General features: G+C 40.4%; 17 protein-coding genes. 14 read left to right on the top strand and 3 right to left on the bottom strand.

Going from position 1 to position 19,375, the window contains the following annotated elements; genetic code table 11:
- The first annotated feature begins 108 nt into the window (after window positions 1–108).
- The 4 genes from PGR74_RS00975 (at window position 109) to PGR74_RS00960 (ending at window position 5,670) form a co-directional block, all read left to right on the top strand.
- Entirely contained in the window at window positions 109–1,386 is a 1,278-nt protein-coding gene (locus PGR74_RS00975) for an SIR2 family protein (RefSeq protein ID WP_270516594.1), read from the top strand.
- An 11-nt stretch (window positions 1,387–1,397) separates the two neighbouring features.
- Window positions 1,398–3,506 (top strand): ATP-binding protein, encoded by a 2,109-nt coding sequence (locus tag PGR74_RS00970; protein WP_270516593.1) that lies wholly within the window; start codon window positions 1,398–1,400, stop codon window positions 3,504–3,506.
- Between the two features lie 236 nt (window positions 3,507–3,742).
- The gene (locus PGR74_RS00965; RefSeq protein ID WP_270516592.1) at window positions 3,743–4,360 is read left to right on the top strand and encodes a type IV toxin-antitoxin system AbiEi family antitoxin domain-containing protein; all 618 of its coding nucleotides are present in this window, start codon (window positions 3,743–3,745) and stop codon (window positions 4,358–4,360) included.
- A 101-nt stretch (window positions 4,361–4,461) separates the two neighbouring features.
- Window positions 4,462–5,670, top strand: a complete 1,209-nt coding sequence (locus tag PGR74_RS00960) for an ATP-binding protein (protein WP_270516591.1) — start codon at window positions 4,462–4,464, stop codon at window positions 5,668–5,670.
- A 440-nt stretch (window positions 5,671–6,110) separates the two neighbouring features.
- On the opposite strand, the gene PGR74_RS00955 is transcribed toward PGR74_RS00960, so the two are convergent.
- Both PGR74_RS00955 and PGR74_RS00950 read right to left on the bottom strand, forming a co-directional pair.
- The gene (locus PGR74_RS00955; protein ID WP_041504080.1) at window positions 6,111–6,461 is read right to left on the bottom strand and encodes a DUF3795 domain-containing protein; all 351 of its coding nucleotides are present in this window, start codon (window positions 6,459–6,461) and stop codon (window positions 6,111–6,113) included.
- An 18-nt stretch (window positions 6,462–6,479) separates the two neighbouring features.
- A complete protein-coding gene (locus PGR74_RS00950) occupies window positions 6,480–6,887 on the bottom strand; it encodes a pyridoxamine 5'-phosphate oxidase family protein (protein WP_041503858.1) in 408 nt (135 codons plus the stop codon).
- 283 nt (window positions 6,888–7,170) lie between these two features.
- On the opposite strand from PGR74_RS00950, the gene PGR74_RS00945 reads away from it, so the two are divergent.
- Complete coding sequence (locus tag PGR74_RS00945) at window positions 7,171–7,968, top strand: LuxR C-terminal-related transcriptional regulator (protein ID WP_110688375.1); 798 nt, start codon at window positions 7,171–7,173, stop codon at window positions 7,966–7,968.
- Between the two features lie 30 nt (window positions 7,969–7,998).
- Here the strand turns inward: PGR74_RS00945 and PGR74_RS00940 are convergent, their stop codons facing one another.
- On the bottom strand, window positions 7,999–8,583 hold the full coding sequence (locus PGR74_RS00940) for a phosphoglycerate mutase family protein (protein ID WP_270516590.1): 585 nt from the start codon (window positions 8,581–8,583) through the stop codon (window positions 7,999–8,001).
- A gap of 135 nt (window positions 8,584–8,718) precedes the next feature.
- On the opposite strand from PGR74_RS00940, the gene PGR74_RS00935 reads away from it, so the two are divergent.
- The 9 genes from PGR74_RS00935 (at window position 8,719) to PGR74_RS00895 (ending at window position 19,260) form a co-directional block, all read left to right on the top strand.
- Window positions 8,719–10,794, top strand: a complete 2,076-nt coding sequence (locus PGR74_RS00935) for a HelD family protein (protein ID WP_270516589.1) — start codon at window positions 8,719–8,721, stop codon at window positions 10,792–10,794.
- A gap of 116 nt (window positions 10,795–10,910) precedes the next feature.
- On the top strand, window positions 10,911–11,111 hold the full coding sequence (locus tag PGR74_RS00930) for a helix-turn-helix domain-containing protein (RefSeq protein WP_041503861.1): 201 nt from the start codon (window positions 10,911–10,913) through the stop codon (window positions 11,109–11,111).
- Between the two features lie 2 nt (window positions 11,112–11,113).
- Window positions 11,114–11,443, top strand: a complete 330-nt coding sequence (locus PGR74_RS00925; RefSeq protein WP_041503862.1) for a HipA N-terminal domain-containing protein — start codon at window positions 11,114–11,116, stop codon at window positions 11,441–11,443.
- A 2-nt stretch (window positions 11,444–11,445) separates the two neighbouring features.
- Window positions 11,446–12,453 carry a HipA domain-containing protein gene (locus PGR74_RS00920; RefSeq protein WP_270516588.1) on the top strand — a complete coding sequence of 336 codons (1,008 nt, stop codon included), beginning with the start codon at window positions 11,446–11,448 and terminating at the stop codon, window positions 12,451–12,453.
- A 213-nt stretch (window positions 12,454–12,666) separates the two neighbouring features.
- Complete coding sequence (locus PGR74_RS00915) at window positions 12,667–15,588, top strand: hybrid sensor histidine kinase/response regulator transcription factor (RefSeq protein WP_181416476.1); 2,922 nt, start codon at window positions 12,667–12,669, stop codon at window positions 15,586–15,588.
- A gap of 242 nt (window positions 15,589–15,830) precedes the next feature.
- Complete coding sequence (locus tag PGR74_RS00910) at window positions 15,831–16,049, top strand: hypothetical protein (protein WP_110688373.1); 219 nt, start codon at window positions 15,831–15,833, stop codon at window positions 16,047–16,049.
- Between the two features lie 148 nt (window positions 16,050–16,197).
- On the top strand, window positions 16,198–17,481 hold the full coding sequence (locus PGR74_RS00905) for a hypothetical protein (RefSeq protein WP_041503866.1): 1,284 nt from the start codon (window positions 16,198–16,200) through the stop codon (window positions 17,479–17,481).
- 12 nt (window positions 17,482–17,493) lie between these two features.
- The gene (locus PGR74_RS00900; protein ID WP_041504968.1) at window positions 17,494–17,976 is read left to right on the top strand and encodes a hypothetical protein; all 483 of its coding nucleotides are present in this window, start codon (window positions 17,494–17,496) and stop codon (window positions 17,974–17,976) included.
- A 6-nt stretch (window positions 17,977–17,982) separates the two neighbouring features.
- Window positions 17,983–19,260 carry an OmpA family protein gene (locus PGR74_RS00895; protein ID WP_110688372.1) on the top strand — a complete coding sequence of 426 codons (1,278 nt, stop codon included), beginning with the start codon at window positions 17,983–17,985 and terminating at the stop codon, window positions 19,258–19,260.
- Window positions 19,261–19,375 lie beyond the last annotated feature (115 nt).

Raw genomic sequence — 19,375 nt, 5'->3', positions numbered from 1 at the left:
TTTTTAACAAAAGAGTCAGTTAACTCTCTTTTTTATCTATCTTTGTAAGAGGGTATTGCCTGAATACTCACAAATACATTACTTTGAAAATATTAAAAATATAGCATTATGACAGAAATCGATTGGGATGCAGAGAATATTCTGAAAATAAATAACGACATAGATTCGTTTAGCTCTAGTGATATTGATGAATCTAAAATAGATTTTCTTCGAAATAAAATAGAGCCTTGGCTAACGGCTATTTTCCAAAGTGAACATTTCTCCTTGTTAACTGGTACAGGACTAACAGCTGCATTAGCATTCTTAGCCGAAGTACCATCTCAAGGCATGGGCCGAATTGATTTTGACTGTAATAAGGATAACATTAAAGAGTGGTCTGAGAAAAGTGCGGTCGAATTAGGACGAGGGAATGCTAATATAGAGGATGATTTCAGGTGTGCATTAGAATTATTGCATGGATTGAAAATCCTAAAACATGCCGATGCAGCTATTCTTGAAAAAGAGGTTAATACGAAATTGAGCCTATTCATAAGAAATGTGATAAAAACGGAGAGAGAGTTTGTGAATAGTACTAAGTTTAGTGAAGTATTAGGAATATTGAAATCATTCTTGATTAGTTTCTCGAGCAGAACTGCAACTAGAGAAAGAACGAATATTTTTACCACTAATTATGACCGTTTTATTGAGATTGGCCTTGATTCTGCCGGAATATTAACCATAGATAGATTCATTGGAAAAATAAAACCTATATTCCGGACAACAAAGTTAGAACTTGATTATCATTATAATCCACCCGGAATTAGAGGAGAACCCAGGTATGTGGAAGGGGTTATCAGGTTCACTAAATTACATGGCTCTATAGATTGGAAATTTGAATCAAATACAATTTCCAAAATTCCTCTTGAATTTGGAGTAAAAGAGGATACTCCCTTAATACCAGAAAATCCCAAAGATTTTTCCGTAATTTATCCGAATTCATCGAAAGGTATAGATACTGCATATTTCCCCTATTCTGAATTGTTTAGAGATTTTTCTTCTGCTGTTTGCAGACCAAACTCAGTTATCATTACATACGGATATGGATTTGGTGATTCGCATATAAACAGGGTTATAGGAGATATGTTGACCTTACCATCAACTCATTTGGTAATCATTTCATACGATACTGCTTCAGGGCGGATTAAAAAATTTTATGACTCAGTAAACCCAGCGCAGGTTACCTTAATTGTCGGTAATCATATTGGAAGTATAGAACCTTTAGTGAAGAATTATTTACCCAAAGCTGCAATTGATAGAATACAAGAAAGATTTGTGAAAAATTTGGAGAAGAGAGGCATTACTAACCAAAAGAATCCGGTAGATTCTGGAGATTCCCAAGATAAATAATACCAATGATTATGAGTACATTTTTTGACTTTGATGAAATACGGAATTTAACGATTGGTACTATAGAATCTGTATCGCCTTCTGAGATTAAGGTTTTACTTGAAACTAATGCACCCCAGAATATTGCAATTAACACTGGAGTACCCACTCATTTCCCCAAGATAAATGGTTATGTCTTAATTCCAAATGAAACAGGGGCTATTGTTGCTGTAATTAATTGGATTGGCATTCAATATTCGAATTATCCAATTAGAAAGGGCTTTCGAGATTTTGAATTAATAGACCTTCCTTTTCCTCTACGGAAAATGATAGTAACGCCCTTGGGTATTCTAAAAAAAACTAAAGAAAATAATTTCGAGATAGAAAGAGGAGTGTATAGTTTTCCTTCTGTTGGAGATAATGTTATTCTGCCAACAGATAGGCAATTAAACGCAATTGTCGAAAATCCAGATGGAAAAATAGAGATTGGTGTTTCACCTCTGGCCAGCAATGCTTCTATAAAAGTAAACCCTGATAAATTATTTGGGCGCCATTTGGCGGTACTAGGGAATACAGGGAGTGGAAAGTCATGTTCTGTTGCGGGTTTGATTAGATGGTCATTGACCGAAGCTGAAAAAAATAAAGTGAATAACGATAAGCCCTTAAATTCAAGGTTTATTATATTAGACCCAAATGGAGAATACTTCAATGCCTTCGATGATTTAGGGGAAAGAAAAGTTAAGCGTTTTGCTATTAAATTGGATGATTCTGAAAATGGATTTGACCAGCTAAAATTACCTGCATGGATGTGGAATTCGCATGAATGGATTAGTTTTTCACAAGCTGCACCGGGAGCTCAAAGGCCATTATTATTACAAACTTTACTTGATTTAAAAAAAGGAAAGCAATTACAGAATTCGAATTTAGTAAAGGTACATTCGTTTCTAACAACAACAAGAAACAACTTAAATTCTTATCTTAGTAATATTCCTCTCAAAGGTGCAGATTATGGTAGGTTTATGGAATTTTCCTCTGTATTAACCAACATTCGTACAGATATTGATTATATGAAAAATGGGTATATCCCATCAGAGGCCAACGACCTTTTACAAGCATATACTACATTTGAGACTGATTATAACAATTTATTGAACTCTCGTACGTGGAATTCAAGTGGAAAATCCGGCTTTAATAATTTTTCATTTGAGGATGTTAGCAATATAATAAATAAATTAGATAATGTCATATCATTAATCAGTTCAGAAACAACGGATATATGTAAAATTAATCCAGATACTCCCATCTTTTTTGAGTTAAATGATTTGATACCCTATTTGGAACAATTAGCCGAAAATCAAGGAGGAAATATATTACAATTTGTCCAGATGCTTTCTTTAAGAATGAGATTCTTGTTCGCTGATGAAAGACTTAATGGAGTTGTTCAGCCTACAGATGATATATCTCTTATAGAATGGTTAAATTTATATATCGGAGCTAATGATGCAGAAAATGGACAAATAACACTAATTGATTTATCATTAATTCCTTCTGATATAATACATATTGTGGTAGCTGTATTATCTCGTTTGACTTTTGAAGCCGTACAGCGTTACCGCAAAATTAATAAACAAGAACTTCCTACCACTATAGTTCTTGAAGAAGCTCATACTTTCTTACAAGATTTTGGCACAAATGGAAATATTTGTTTAGAGACATTTGAGAGAATCGCAAGAGAAGGTCGAAAATTTGGACTAAGTATGGTTTTGTCTTCTCAAAGGCCTTCTGAGCTATCACAGACCGTCCTTTCCCAGTGCAATACATTCCTGCTGCATCGGATTGTAAATGACAGAGACCAAGAATTAGTGAAGAAACTTGTTCCTGACAGTTTAAGTGGACTATTAAAAGAATTACCAATATTGCCTTCCAGAAAAGCAATTCTTGTGGGATGGGCATTTCCTATTCCGGTATTAGTCGAGATGAATCATTTACCTAAAAAACACAGGCCAAAATCAAATGACCCCGAATTCTGGGATATTTGGATTGGGAAAAAGAAAAGAGTTATTGATTGGGATAAAATTGTAGGTGACTGGCAAGGTAGTCAAAGTCCTGAACCGGAGGAAGCGAAGGATGATTTACAGTAGTTTCACTACTAAGTTATTGGTGTATCCTACTCTGTAACCGCTGTAACAGTTGTAGCGGTTGCAGAGTAGAAGTCCGATGTTAGTTCTAAAACAAAATCATTTTGTCTTATAGGTAGAACAAAAACAGCATATTTCCGTCTTGCTAACAAGACAAAAATGCCTCTAACTTGTTTTAACATTTTGTTTTATTTCTGAAATGCACAATATTCACAGCATAATAGAAACAAAATAAGGAAATGACCTTTCTGGAATTTAAGAATCAGCTATTCGATTTGGCATACTTCAATATCTATCAGGTATATACATGGCAACCCGATTTTAACCGAAACAACCTTACCCGTTGGATTAAGAAAGGCTATCTTATCCGGCTACGACAGGGATATTTCACTTTTTCCGAATATAAGCGTAAACCGGATTATCCATTGTATTTTGCTAACCGTATTTATCAGCCATCCTACATTAGCCTGCATACGGCATTGTCGTTCTATGGGATGATACCGGAAGCGATCATGCAAATTGTTAGTATATCATCGTTGAAAACCGCATCATTTAGCAATGGCATTGGAGAATACTCTTATCATAGTGTCAAAGAAAATTTGATGTTTGGATATGTGTTGAAGCCAATGGCAGATAACCGAATAATACAGTTTGCCACACCCGAAAAGGCATTACTCGATTTGTTATACCTTTACCCATTCTACGATAGCGAACAAGAATTGGAAGAATTACGTTTAGACGAAGATTTTCTGAATGACGATTTGAACAAACATTTGTTGATGGACTATTGCGACAAATTCCAAAGCAAAGCCCTTTCCCACAGGGTAAAACTACTTCTTAAAACTTACCAACTTTAAGAGAATACGACTTCTTTCATTTTAAATAAAAGATTTCTTTCATTATATCGAAAGATTTCGTATCTTTACAGTGAAAGATTATCCATATTCTAGTTAAGAACATGATACGACAGGAAGAAATAGCTTTAGTTATGGATGCACAGCGGGAAACTTTTTTAAAACGAGATTCCGGTTTCACCCGTGATGCGCTCTCTGAAATACCCGTTGCAGATTCGTTTGCCACGATAATAACCGGAATACGCCGATGCGGAAAAAGTACCTTGCTTCTGCAACTGCTTCGCCGGGATTATCAGGATGCCATATACCTCAATTTCGATGATATACGTCTATCCGGTTTTGAAACCGGAGACCTTGTACGCCTTCACCGGGAAATAGAGAAACGCGGAATAAAAGTACTCTTCTTTGATGAAATACAAACTGTCAAAGGATGGGAAACGTATATCAATCAGCTTTTGCGCGAAAGATACAAGGTATTTATAACAGGTTCCAACGCTTCTATGCTTAGTGTAGAATTAGGAACACATTTAACAGGCAGGCATTTGCCTATGGAATTGTTTCCTTTTTCTTATTCGGAATTTATCCGGTTTAAAACATTAAATAGCGGAGAGAACACCGTAATGGATTATCTGAAAAACGGAGGAATACCCGAATATCTTAAAACCGGAGCATCTATTATTCTTAATGCATTAGTGGACGATATATTAATGCGGGATATAGCTGTCAGGAATAATATCCGTGATGTAATCTCATTGAGGCAATTAACAGCATACCTGATAACGAATATAGGGAATCTCGTTTCTGCAAACAAGCTCGTTGGAATGTTTGATATCAAATCACCGGCTACTTTTCTGGAATATTTTTCATTCCTGAAAGATGCTTATCTATTTGAATTTATCCCCATATTCAGTCATTCATTGAAAGTACAGGCACGTAATCCCAAAAAGATATATGTTATGGACTTGGGAATCTATACGGAAAACGCTGTATCGATAAGCGACAATATGGGAAGACGTTTAGAGAATCTCGTATTTTTGCATTTACGCCGGAAATACAAGCATATCTTTTATTACAAAGACCGTGGCGAATGTGATTTCATCACAATGGAAAAGGGTACGGTAAAAGAAGCCATACAGGTATGCCTGACCATAGACGATGAGAATTTTGAAAGAGAATACAACGGTTTGCTTGTAGCCATGCAGAATCTCGGCATAAAAGAAGGAAGTATCGTAACCCTCAACCAAAGTGATACATTTGAGAAGTACGGCATGACAATCAGAATGATACCTGCTCATATGTTTTTTCAAGAATGAGGGTTAGTCAGATACAATTAAAATATATTTGTCGCAAATTTGCAAAAGCAATTGCGCACATGGCAACTCTATTTTGACTGGAATAGCCTTCATTATGCTAAGAAAGGATTACAGAAAACAGTCGATTTGAAGAAGAAGCAAAAAGACTTCGAACACTTACTTTTCAATAAAACAAATAGCGAGAAGATTTTGCGATTTGGGGAATTTGTAGGTTCGTTTACAGAATAATTCGATTCGAAACATACATTTCGGAACAAAGGAAAGGCGAATTAAAATACCAACATATAACGAATAAAAGAATCTCAATATCTTAATAGTGACACCACTTTTCAAAAATATGCCATAAAAAGATAATTATCCTATTCTTTTACAATATGTTGTGTCATCTGAAACCAGATAAAGAAGTAACCCATTGGATAATTTCAACGAGTTCTCAGGTTTCAGGCAGTCGTCGAAGACAGGAGATTTTCTTTTGCAGCGGGGTTATGCTGGAAAACAGCCCCGACTATACGGCAATGTTCCAATTCCTTACAGTCGCCGCAAGTTCCGAATCCTTTTTCAGATACACATTTGCGGATTTCACAATAATCGCTGCAATAGGCAAATTTCACCCCGACGGATCGGCATCCCGTACAGTTGATCGTCGCAGCCGTAATCTCCGGGGCATTATTCATTACGCTCCATTTCCGAGCCGTCCTTTCTCTCAACTCATTGTCATTCCTGACCGTGGCGATGCGGGCCTCGCAACTTTCGCAATCCAACCCGCAACAGGCTATCAATTGTTTCGTCATCATCAAAATACAACACATTCAAATCTTCCGATGTACAAACTTGCCATCTATCCAAAACGTAGCGTGATGCCCGGTAAATTTCAACAGAACATAATTCGGGTCCGTTACTCCTCCCGTGAAATGCTCTATAAACCAATCTTGCCAAAATTTCTCCAAAGAGACCTTATCGGTAATAATTTCGACGATCCCTGTCAGGACTACACTGTTCCCGTTTTCGGAAAAACATAAACCGGCTTTCGGATTTCCAGCAAAATCTCGTGTCTTCAATGAATCTTTCCCGGTAGCCATCCACACCTCCGCGTATCCTTCCGAATGGATTTTGCTCATGGGAACGGGACGAGGGAATCCCCCATTATTTACGGATGCAACAACAACCGTTTCACATCGCTTCAACATTTCTGCCGCCTGTTCTTTCAATGTTTTCATTTCAATTGTCTTATTCGTTTGAAAAATAAATTAACCACATACTCTATCATTCCATTGTATAAAAACGACTTTATGAAGAAACGCAGCTTAAAGTAACATCCTCGGGACAAAATATAATCTTCGTATGTAAGAAACTTATGCCGAATACAATTATCTTCGCCTTTAGAAATCGTTTACAAGATACAAATTTGCATTGAATGGCGCAAACCTGCAAAAACGTTATTCGATTATCAATACTAAACTTATTCTTATACTTTTGTTTTTATAAAAGCAGCCGTCGGAAATGAGTACAAAAAAATATGATTTCAGCCATACGAGATCAATCGATACGACCAGAGAAGAGTTATGGGCAAAACAACATTTATCAGCCTCGGATATCGATTACAGCATTTGGGAAAAGGATAAAAATATTCTCCGCCAAATGTCAAAATTTAACCGAAACTGTACCTTTGTCGTCGATGTATTCAAATGCAGATATGCTTTTGCGTCCTCTAATTTTGTCGATATGTTAGGGTACGACAGTCATAAGATCACAACCATTGAGAGACAAGGGGACTACCTGGAATCACGTATCCATCCCGACGATTTGACACGGTTAAAAACGTTACAGGTCCTATTGGGGAAATTTATTTACAGTTTGCCCATCGAACAAAGAAACAACTATTGTAACATATACGGGTTTCGGGTACGTAACGCGAAACAAAAATACATACGGGTGGTCAGCAAACATCAGGTTTTGGAACAAGACCGTAACGGAAAAGCCTGGCTTATCGTAGGTTGTATGGACATCGATCCCGATCAGAAAAAATTCGATCAGGTAGACTGCACCGTATTCGATCTTAAAAACGGAGAGATGTTTTCTCCCTCCGCTTTATCGACACCCTCTGTACATTTGACCCAAAGGGAAACGGAAATATTACGACTGATCCAAAAAGGATCGCAAAGCAAAGAGATCGCAAATAAACTCCATATCAGCATCCACACGGTGCATATCCACCGCCAAAACTTACTCCGGAAACTGGGAGTACAACACTCTATTGAGGCTATTAACGCGGGTATCGAATTAGGCTTACTTCATTAATAATGGAATACACGATACCGGATTACTTATTTATGGCAGCCATTCCACGACGCCCGTGACAGGATGTGACTTTCTCCATCGCTCAAATTCGGCATAATTTTCCACCCCATATTGTAGAACAGCCTGATAATACTCCACTCCCATAATCTTTTCCGTTTCAGGCGTTTCGTATTTTAATTGCAAGATCGTCCGCCTGGCCCGATCGGTCAACACGGCGGAAACACGTTCGGCAACTCGTTCGAAATAACCGTCATACCGGGAGCCTTTCTGGATATGGATCATATCGATCTGCCAAAGTTCACCCTCGGCATCCCGATACCAGGCATGCCACTCCACGCAAGATTCTACGGTATGCAACAGGTTGACACACTCTATTCTTTGAATAGAGATATTTTCTGCCAATTGTGACATGGCTTTAAAACTGTCGGACAAAACCAAAGGCGAAGAATAGATGTGAAAATCGATATCCCGGTGCTTCATCAGCAATCCCATTCTCAAAGAACCTACCAAATCGACTCGCGCACCGATACTCTCCCATATCGGAATAACACGAGTGGCTTCTACGATTTCCCAAGCCTTCTGCTGATTTTGTTTTGCAATATCGAGGAGATCCATCTTTCTTTATTCGAACAAGTGACAAAAATAGAAAAAAGAGCCAAAATATAGCTATAAATAACTATTTAATACCCGATCGGACCGAACTAACTTTGTCTCCCTTTCAAAACATTTCAATACAATAGTAAAAACTTTATGGTATTCAATAAAACAGAAGAACAGGAAAAAAAGTATTTACAACAGATCATAGGCCTTATAGCGGCCATGATAAATAATACGGACAGATCGGTTAAAGAACAGGTTGATACGTTACAGGAATACAAGGAGTACCTGTGGTCCAATAAAGATATCGATCCACACGAGATTCGTTCCATGAGAGAAAGTATCTTAAATCATTTTGCTTTGGGAGAAAGCATTATTGACAAACGCAAACGATTGGCTAAAATGCTGGATATCCCTTATTTCGGACGAATAGACTTTACAGAAAAAAAGGACGGTAATAGAATTACCCCCATTTACATCGGAATACACACATTCTACGATCCCGATAAAAAAATGAACTTAATCTACGACTGGAGAGCTCCTATTGCAAGCCTATTTTACGATCACGAGTTAGGAGAAGCCGTTTATTCCTCTCCTACCGGTAAAGTAAGCGGAGATATCTCACTAAAACGTCAATACCGTGTACGCAACGGCAGGATGGAATATATGATCGAAAGTTCCCTGACTGTTCATGATGATATTCTACAACGAGAACTAAGTGCCAATGCCGACGACAAAATGAAGCATATCGTTACGACCATCCAGCGGGAGCAAAACCGGATTATCCGCAACAACGAGGCGGATGTACTTATCATTCAGGGAGTCGCCGGATCGGGTAAAACATCTATTGCATTGCATCGTATCGCTTATTTGCTTTACACCCTGAAAGGAAACATCTCGTCCAAAGAGATACTGATCATCTCGCCAAACAAGGTTTTTACCGATTACATCTCCAACGTACTACCCGAACTCGGCGAAGAGAACGTACCTGAAATCGGCATGGAACAGATCCTTTCCGGCGTGCTGGATAACAAATACAAATACCAAAATTACTTTGAACAGATAACAGAACTACTCGAGGGGGCAGATCAGGATTTTATCGAACGGATACGCTACAAAGCCTCGTTCGATTTTATCGCGCAACTCGATCGGTTTATTCTTTACCTGGAAAATCGCTATTTTCAAGCAAAAGAGGTCATGCTAACCGAACAGATCACGGTTCCTGCCGAATTTATCGAAGAACAATTCAAACGCTTCGACCGTTCCCCCATACGCCAACGTTTCGAAGCCATGACCGATTATATAATAGATAGAATGTACATCCAATATAACTTCAAAATTGCCGCCGCCGAGAAAAACCGATTAAAAAAGGAGATAAGGAAGATGTTTGCCGGAAACAACGACCTCCAAGTTTATAAGGATTTTTTCAAATGGATCGGGAAGCCGGAAATGTTTAAGGCAGGTAAAAACCGCCAATTAGAATATACGGATTTAGCTCCTTTGGCCTACTTGCACATCGCCTTGTCCGGAAATACCCCTCGGTACAGGGTCAAACATCTTTTAATCGATGAAATGCAAGATTATACCCCGATACAATACAGGGTCATCCAAAAGCTCTACCCCTGCCGGAAAACTATTCTGGGAGATGCGAATCAATCCGTCAATCCTTACGGTTCGTCCACTGCCGACACGATCATGAAGGCATTTGCGAAAGGAGAAGTCATGAAACTCTGCAAAAGCTACCGATCGACTTTTGAAATCACGAATTTTGCCCAGAAAATTCAAACGAATGGAGAATTACAGCCAGTCGAACGACACGGAAAACAACCTGATGTCCTTCAATTTCAAAACATGGAAGATCAAATTTCCGGCATAATCAATTTGATCTCCTCTTTTAGAATATCCGAGTATAAATCACTCGGTATTATCTGTAAAACGGAATTACAGGCAAAAGAGATGATGGAAAACCTCCAGACCCATACCGGTGATATTTACTTTCTATCCAATCAAAGTTCAGCTTTCTTGAAAGGTATAATCGTTACTTCGGCTCATATGGCGAAAGGACTGGAATTCGACGAGGTCATCGTTCCTCAGGCGGACCGTGTGAATTATCACTCGGAAATAGAAAGAAATATGCTTTACGTGGCCGTAACGAGAGCGATGCACAAATTATCACTGACTTATTGTGGTAAACAGAGCAAACTCATTCCCTTATCCCCGAAGCTATAATACCTGCATATAACCATAATCCCAATGACAAGCAAAATACGCAATATATTACGTATTTTGCTTGTTTTAAAATAAAATCTTTGTATCTTCGCATAAAATACGCAATATATTGCACTATGGAGATATTCAAAATTTTACGAAACAGAAGGACCCTGTTGAAAGTTACTCAACAAGATTTGGCAGATATCACGGGTATTAGTCCCCGTACCATTGTTAACATCGAACAAGGTAAGGGTAACCCGTCATTTGCAACATTACAAAAAATAGCTGCCGCATTAGGATTAGAGATAACTGCTGTCGTTAAAAAAATCATTTAATCATGAGAAGAGCACAAATATTCGTCAATAACATTTTAGCCGGTATCTTGACAGAACAAGACGACTATACCTATCTTTTTAAGTACGATCACGATTATCTACTCAATCCTTTATCCACGGCAATTAGTTTGACCTTGCCTAAAACAGAGGAAACATACCATAGCCGGTACCTGTTTTCATTTTTTTTCAACTTATTAGCAGAAGGTGCAAACAAGGCCATTCAGAATCGCCTGTTGAAAATAGATGAAAAAGACTATTTTACACGCCTGATAAAGACAGCCTACACCGACACGATCGGAGCCGTAACCATCAGGGAGATAAAGGAGCTATAACCATGAAAAAGGTTGTAATAAATAATTGCCCGGGAACGCTTGCTGAAGGTTACTCAACTTACAGCACTACTGCAATCAATCGGCTTTTCAACGGAAAGCGGGTCAGTCATTTCATGGACTTTGAATACGATAACGATACAACCGCCCCGCTTATTGCTCGTAACATCGGTCACTCTTCGCTTTCCGGAGCCCAAGAAAAGCTGAGTGCTATAGTAAAAAACGGACATGTCATACTTACGCCGGAAGGCGATCTGGGTACTTACATCCTCAAACCGGTTCCATCGGATAAAAGTCTCCGGTATCGTACCATGATGCCGGCTAACGAACATTTGACCATGCAAATAGCCCGGCAAGTATACAAGATCCCCACGGCCGAAAACGGGTTGATCTTTTTTGCAGACGGAGATCCCGCTTATATTACCAAACGTTTCGACATCACTCCCGACGGATTAAAAATCAAACAAGAAGATTTCTCCTCCATTCTCGACCGCACGGAAGAAAATTCCGGTAAAGCATTTAAGTATCAGGGCTCTTATGATGATATTGCTATAAAGATTCGCGAGCTACTTCCGGCTTGGCAAATAGAGATGGGCTTTTTTTTTCAGTTAATCGTATTCAACTATCTCTTTTCCAACGGCGATGCGCATTTAAAAAATTTCTCCGTGCAACAGACCGTGGACGGGGATTACATACTCACCCCCGCTTACGATTTACTAAATACACGACTGCATATCGACGACACCGATTTCGCCTTAAGCGATGGGTTACTCCCGCGAACCGAGTGGAGCGCTATCTATACTCGAACCGGACATCCTTGCATAAAGGATTTCCGCTTTTTCGGCACAAAAATCGGACTGACCGAAAAACAAATCGATAAGATTATTACCCTTTTCACCAATCATAAAGACGAAGTAATACAATTGACTGAACGCTCGTTTCTTGACGACCGGCTTAAACGGATGTACCTGCGCAGCTACGAAGAACGCCTAACCCGATTCCTCCGAGAATAAAAAATATTAATAGGCACCACCCTTTTTCCCGATATGAAAAGAGTACCGTAACTCACATCCAATATTTCTTATCACCCGAATAAATATCATGAATAAACAAAAAACAACATCTCCTTTTATGTTTATAATATAAGATCTTTTATTACAACTTTTACCTGTTTTTACTCTATTATTCACAGAAAAAGTTATCTTTGCAAGAAGATGTGAAAGGATATGCATAATCATTTACTACTGGAACAAGTCTTTACTTCAACGATAAACACGGATAATAAAAGAGTATACATTGCCGGCTATCCGACCGTAAACTTTTTTAAACTATTCAATAAAATAAGATCATACGGCCTGCTTCTCCTTTCATTAACGTTAGTAGCATGTAACCCCTCAAGAGACCATGTCTACACGACAAAAGAGCGGCGGGCTGTCGATAGTACCGTACGGGCAAACCGCTCCTTGGATTCGTTGGAAAGCCTGTTGCAACATTTTTCCGCAGCCAACGATAAAATAGGTATTATTTATACCTGCAAAGAACTCGGCAAACGCTACCGGGAAACAAGCCGTTTCACGGAAGCCATAGAACAACACCGGAAAGGGTTAAACACCGCCGTCGAACTTCACGATACATTGGAAACCATACAGGCACTGAATAATATAGGTACCAATTTCCGCCGTCTCGGGATTCTCGACGAAGCATCCTCTTACCATTATCAGGCTTTAGCCTATTGTGAGCAATACAGCGATAAAAAAAGCTACACGGCTAGAAAAAATCGGGTGGTCTCCCTGAACGGTATAGGAAACGTGCATTTGACATTAAATAACAAAGATGAGGCAGATACGGTCTTTAGAGCAGCTCTTGCCGGGGAGCGGGAATTAAACAGTCCTTTGGGACAAGCTATCAACTACGCCAATTTGGGCGCTATATTCGAATCCCGCAACCTGATCGATTCGGCATGGATGTATTACCGTCATTCATTGGAATTTAACCGTCAGGCAAAATCCAACTTAGGCATTTCATTATGTCATACTCATTTCGGAAGACTTTACGAACAAGCAAAGAAATGGGACAAAGCGCTAGAAGAATACCGAGTAGCCTACGACCTGATGGAGAAAAGCAGCGATCGTTGGCATTGGTTGGAATCCTGTCTTGCATTGGGAAGGGTCAATATATCCAAAGGTGATCTTCCGGCAGCACGGCAATACCTTAAACAAGCAAAACACACGGCAGAAGAGATTCACTCGTTGGAGCATTTGGCATCGGTATATAATTTATACTACCTCTGGTACGAAAAACAAGGTGATTGTCGAAAAGCGTTAGATTACCATTTACAAAGTATCGTATACGCAGATAGTGTAAGTAATACCAAAAACATCAACCATATGCAGAACGTTCGAGTGAAGTACGAACGGGAGAAAAGCCAACGGGAGATGGATCTGGTACGACAAAACTACGAAACCCAACAGCGACTTAAAAATATCGTTATCATTGCCTGCTTATCCGTCTTATTATTAGCTATTGCCGTAATGGTATTTTTATGGTATGCCCTGAAAATGCGTTCCCGCAATCAACGGATGATGCAACAGATGGAAAAGGTACGTACCCATTTTTTTACCCATATCACCCATGAATTCCGAACTCCACTTACCGTTATTCTTGGTTTGGGCAAACAAATACAATCGGGTAAATTGGAAAAAGGAGAAAGTCTCGAATCTTTAGGAGCGATGATTGTAAGACAAGGGGATAATCTATTGGGATTAATCAATCAACTGTTAGACATTTCAAAAATAAAGTCTGCAGTAGGTAAACCGGATTGGTGCACGGGAGACGTGATTGTTTACCTGCGTATGATGGTAGAGAGTTATCAAGCTCTTGCCCGTCAAAAACGCATCGAACTCTGTTTCGTGCCTGCCGAAACAAGCGTTATCATGGACTTCGCTCCCGATTACCTGCGAAAGATCGTACGCAATCTCATCTCCAACGCATTGAAGTTCACTCCCGAAAACGGGAAAATATTCATTACCTCCAAACAAAAAGAAAAACATCTCCTGATCCGTATCATGGATACGGGAAGGGGTATAGCCAAAGAGGACCTACCTCATATCTTTGAAGCTTTTTATCAGGGCGAAAACAGTCAAACGGGTGTCGGAACAGGCATAGGGCTATCGCTGGTTTACCAGATCATCGAGAGTATCGGGGGAGAGATAAAAGTCCAAAGCGCACCGGGCAAAGGTTCCGTATTTACCGTAACGCTACCGATACAACACGATAGTGAAGAGCCATTGGAAGAATGGACGCCGGATTTCCGGATAGAATCCATAACCGCGGAGGTGCTGCCGGAAGAGATGAGCTTACCCGATAAGGAACAAATGAATGATACTCGTCCTGTTATATTGATCGTGGAAGATAATACCGACGTATCCTATTATATCGGCTCTCAACTAAAAGCCCGTTATCGTATACAATATGCCCGTAACGGAGACGAAGGCCTGGAAAAAGTCATGGAGCTAATGCCCGACCTGATCATTACCGATTTAATGATGCCGGGCATGGACGGTTATAAGCTATGCCGACAAATACGAACATCGGAAATATCGAACCATATCCCCATCATCATTATTTCAGCCAAGTGCGAAGAGCGTAATCGTATAGAAGGATTTCAAGCCGGAGCCGATGCTTACTTATATAAACCTTTCAATTCGTCCGAATTGAACGTAAGAGTTGAAAAGTTACTCGAACAACGTCGCCTGATACGTGAAAAATACTCTCTCGCCCTAATTCAAGGAACCGAACAAACAATCAAACTGGTACCGGCCGAGCAAGAGTTTTTGAATAAACTAATCAATATCATCTATGTACAAATGAATACAGGCGAACTCGATGGAGAGACCATTTCAGGTAAGATGTTTATGAGTCGTTCCCAACTGAACCGCAAAATTCTTTCCATCACAGGCTGCAGTACGGCAGCCTATATTCTTCAAATTCGAATGGGAAAAGCCAAACGTCTGTTAGCCTCGGATGAAGACACGCCTATCGGGGAGATTGCCGTTAAATGCGGCTTTGCAGACGTGGCACATTTTTCGCGTTTGTTTAAACAAATGTGCCAAATGACACCGTCACAATACCGGAAAAGAGGAAAATAAAAAACAATTCCGGATTTAGAGATTCAAAGATTCAGTGATTAGGTAATTAGATTTCTATTAACATTTGACTGAATATACTATTTATTATCAGCCATTTATCGTTTCACTATGACACATATCGTCAAATCGTACATTTGGCAATGATACATATGGTCAAAAAGTTGACTAAAATATCCAAACAGGCAATTCTTTTATCTCCTTATTTTGTTTACAGTTAAGTTACCTATTCAAAAACGTCAAGCATGAACGAAGAAAAATCCGATAAACCCAAACTGACTTACGAGGAGGTACAACAAATCATTGACGACCAGCTCAGCAGTATCGAAACGGCAGAGAAAATAAAAAAAATACAAGAAACCAAATGTTTGTCAGCGAGTTCGGTTAAAAGATCCCTGTCGAGAAAAAAACCGAAAAACAGATTCAGGACTTACCTCCGAAAACTGTTTAAGCGCAAATCGTGAAACACTTCAATTACTAACCTATTAAAATAAACTCCTATGAATCAACTTGCCGACAATGTAAAAAATCTTATCTCCTCCAAAAAGCGAGCGGGAAATGATCGGAGACACTCTCGGTTTACCATTGTATCACTTTTAAATTATAGAAGTCATGAAAAAAACAATACCTATTGTCGTCATACTGACTCTTCTCTCCTATCCCGGAACATTAGCCCACGGACAAGGACTTCTTAAGAAAATCAAGCAGAAAGCAGAGAAAGTACTTAAGCAGCAGGAAGAGAAACAGAAAAAACAACAGACGGACACGACCGACGAAAGTCTGTTCTATGTTGACGAATTCGAAAACGAAGAAGAACCCGTCCTGGGGCCCAATTCGCCGGATGCCCCTAAACTCCTTTCATTCACCATCGGTAAAGAAAAAGGTAAATTCGATCATGAAAAGGGAACGATCGAAATAACGGTAGAACGGGACATAGATTTCAATCAGATTGTGCCCTATATGACGGCCACCGAAGGTGCTTCGATATCCCCGAAATCAGGTCAGACTCTTAATTTCAGAAAAGGCGGTTATATTACGGTAAGGGATAAAGAGGGGCGTAAACGCGTTTACGAACTTACGCTCAACATCCGGGGAATGGAAAAAAAGGACCTTCGTACCGGGGTAAAGCAGGGTACCCTGCAAATGCGTAATACGATCCAAGGTTTTCCGGAAATGAAATGTACCTACTATTTTGATCATTACGGGAAGCTGTTCGCCATGATGACCACAATGGGTACAGGGGCAATCTACGATTACGATAAAGGAAGAATCACCCTGCTCTCTGCTGTCCCCACGGTCGAAAAGGTCAAACGAGATGTCGAAAGAGTAGCGAACCTTCAAACCATCGAGCTCAAGGAACCGACCATGAAGGAGCTGGAAAACGCGATGAAAAACGGACTGAAAGAGGTGGAGTTCGTCTACGACATATATGAAATTCCCCATTTAGAGGATAAACTGGAATGTCCCTTGATCAGCAATTACGAAAAAATGCCGCCCGCATTCCTTTCGCTAATGAACGCCCGCAAACTACCCAATACCACGATTGCCGGAAAATCCTGTTTTACCCTGGAGTTTGCAGAGCCGGAAAGCGGAATAAGCATGTTATATTATTGTTGGAATAATATTCATTTCGGGGGAGGAATACGGGGGCTGGCATGGACCCAGGTAGAAAACTTCAGCGAAAGCGTACCCGACGGCATTTTCTTACCCCCGAAAAACTATCGTCCCCGGGCGGAATATCAGGCGGAAATTAATGTCGTAGTCGAAGCAGCCGGAAAAAAACTGCAACAACACGTGCAACCGTTTATGGAAACTCCCGAAGTCCAGGCCCTAAAGACTTTCCTCGAGGCAGAAACGCGAGCGCAAGGTGTCAAAAATGAAATTACTAACCCCTAAATCCATACCGACATGAAACAGATTTTATATACCCTACTCTGCTCGATCATGATCGTCGGAACAATATCCTGCGGTAACAGCAACAAAAAGAAACCGGCATCCGGCGATTTGAGCAGCAAACAGAAAAAAGAGCTCCGTCAACTCGCCAAAAAAATCAAAGTCAAACTGGAAGAAAAAAAGAATCGGATTATCAAAACGATAAATACTCCCTACGGGGATAATTCTACCGTGTACACGTTTGACGGCGATAAGTGCATCGGCTACAAAGAGACGATCGCTTTTACAGACGCGGAAACAGCGAAAAAAACACACGACGGCCTCAAAGAGGTCAACGATCTGTCGCACACCATGAAAAATCTCTCCGTCAACGGCAAGATTTTGAGTTACGAATACTCGCAGGAGACAATCGACGGGATGTATGAAGGGATGACCCGGGCCCAGGTATTGGAGCAAATCAAAAAAGAGATCAAACAGTCCGAAGAATTTTTTAAATAAAAAGTCATGAAAAAGATACTATGTATAATGACCGTCTTGCTCCTTGCCATAGGAACAACGGATGCCTACTCGCAAGGCTGGTTAGAGGAATTAGGTAAAAAAGCCAAAAAGAGAGCCAAGGAAAAAGTGGAAGAAAAAATCAATAAAAAAGTAGACGACACCGTTGACAAAGCTCTCGAATCGGCCGAAGAGGCGATGAAGAAAAAAGAGAAGCAACAAAAAGACTCGATACAAAAAAAAGAGACCGGCAAGACGCCTCTCCCCAAAAACGCCGAGATGGCTTATGCCAAATCGGATTTCGTAAGAGGAGATGTCATCATCTTCGAAGATCTGATGGACGATGAGCAATTGGGAGAATTCCCCTCGATGTGGGACCTGAAGGAAGGGAGTGCCGAAGTGGCCTCGATCAACGGGAAAAAAGCGATTTTCCGTAGCGACAAAGAAAACGGAAGTTATACCATAGCTCCTCTGATGAAGGATGCGAATAATTACCTACCGGAGAAATACACCATCGAGATGGATTTGTGGATGAGCGTGGCAGACAAGAGTGGGGAAAGAGATTACTCTAATCAGTATTCCTACGAGTTGTTTTTTTACGGAGAAGACGGTAATGGCACCGTGGCTACATTGAAGATTAATAATTTCAACGATCCCACCATAGAGTGGCACTATACTTCCACTTCCGGTGCTTATACTTCCGGTGATGCCACGTTGTCCGTAGCTGCCGACGGCTGGCACCACCTGGCCATTTCGTTCAACAAACGGGCTTTCAAAGTCTATCTCGACGGTATTCGCCTGGCCAACATTCCCAATATGACACAAGCCTCGAGTTTTGCGATAGAAGACCCAAATATCAACTCTATCAGTTGGGCCAGCGCGATCACCAATGTCCGCATCGCCGAGGGAGCGGTTCCCCTCTACGACCGGATGATGAGCGACGGGAAATTCATCACCTACGGCATCACCTTCGACGTGGGCAAAGCGACCATCAAACCCGAATCCATGGGCGAGATCAGCCGCATCGTGCAGTTGATGACCGAGAATCCCGACCTGAAATTCTCCGTCGAGGGACATACCGATAACACGGGTAATGCCACCTCGAACCAGACGCTCAGCGAGGCCCGTTCGAAAGCCATTGTCGACAAATTAGTGGAAATGGGTATCGCCGCCGACCGTCTTACCCCGATCGGCAAAGGGCAGACTTCCCCTATTGCCGATAACGCCACCGATGAAGGACGAGCCCGAAACCGAAGGGTAGAGTTCATCAAAAAAGAAGATATATAAGGTATACTAACTTGCATAAACAAATAGCAGGCTTACGGAAAAAGACGGATTATCATGCTTTGTGGGGCGGTATGCTGAATAGTGGCACCCGCCGCTGCACAAATACAGAATTAAA

This window comes from Sanguibacteroides sp. AM78-02pH3A, assembly GCF_027666085.1.
In the GTDB taxonomy this organism is placed as follows: domain Bacteria; phylum Bacteroidota; class Bacteroidia; order Bacteroidales; family Marinifilaceae; genus Gabonibacter; species Gabonibacter massiliensis.
This window is presented reverse-complemented; position numbering and strand designations above follow the sequence as displayed.

Bases quoted from the DNA above. Each gene is read 5' to 3' on its own strand.
- PGR74_RS00965 (WP_270516592.1), top strand. From the start codon at position 3,743: ATGACCTTTCTGGAATTTAAGAATCAGCTATTCGATTTGGCATACTTC.
- PGR74_RS00970 (WP_270516593.1), top strand. From the start codon at position 1,398: ATGAGTACATTTTTTGACTTTGATGAAATACGGAATTTAACGATTGGT.
- PGR74_RS00910 (WP_110688373.1), top strand. From the start codon at position 15,831: ATGAACGAAGAAAAATCCGATAAACCCAAACTGACTTACGAGGAGGTA.
- PGR74_RS00920 (WP_270516588.1), top strand. From the start codon at position 11,446: ATGAAAAAGGTTGTAATAAATAATTGCCCGGGAACGCTTGCTGAAGGT.
- PGR74_RS00930 (WP_041503861.1), top strand. From the start codon at position 10,911: ATGGAGATATTCAAAATTTTACGAAACAGAAGGACCCTGTTGAAAGTT.
- PGR74_RS00915 (WP_181416476.1), top strand. From the start codon at position 12,667: ATGCATAATCATTTACTACTGGAACAAGTCTTTACTTCAACGATAAAC.
- PGR74_RS00975 (WP_270516594.1), top strand. From the start codon at position 109: ATGACAGAAATCGATTGGGATGCAGAGAATATTCTGAAAATAAATAAC.
- PGR74_RS00925 (WP_041503862.1), top strand. From the start codon at position 11,114: ATGAGAAGAGCACAAATATTCGTCAATAACATTTTAGCCGGTATCTTG.
- PGR74_RS00905 (WP_041503866.1), top strand. From the start codon at position 16,198: ATGAAAAAAACAATACCTATTGTCGTCATACTGACTCTTCTCTCCTAT.
- PGR74_RS00940 (WP_270516590.1), bottom strand. From the start codon at position 8,583: ATGGATCTCCTCGATATTGCAAAACAAAATCAGCAGAAGGCTTGGGAA.
- PGR74_RS00945 (WP_110688375.1), top strand. From the start codon at position 7,171: ATGAGTACAAAAAAATATGATTTCAGCCATACGAGATCAATCGATACG.
- PGR74_RS00900 (WP_041504968.1), top strand. From the start codon at position 17,494: ATGAAACAGATTTTATATACCCTACTCTGCTCGATCATGATCGTCGGA.
- PGR74_RS00960 (WP_270516591.1), top strand. From the start codon at position 4,462: ATGATACGACAGGAAGAAATAGCTTTAGTTATGGATGCACAGCGGGAA.
- PGR74_RS00955 (WP_041504080.1), bottom strand. From the start codon at position 6,461: ATGACGAAACAATTGATAGCCTGTTGCGGGTTGGATTGCGAAAGTTGC.
- PGR74_RS00895 (WP_110688372.1), top strand. From the start codon at position 17,983: ATGAAAAAGATACTATGTATAATGACCGTCTTGCTCCTTGCCATAGGA.
- PGR74_RS00950 (WP_041503858.1), bottom strand. From the start codon at position 6,887: ATGAAAACATTGAAAGAACAGGCGGCAGAAATGTTGAAGCGATGTGAA.
- PGR74_RS00935 (WP_270516589.1), top strand. From the start codon at position 8,719: ATGGTATTCAATAAAACAGAAGAACAGGAAAAAAAGTATTTACAACAG.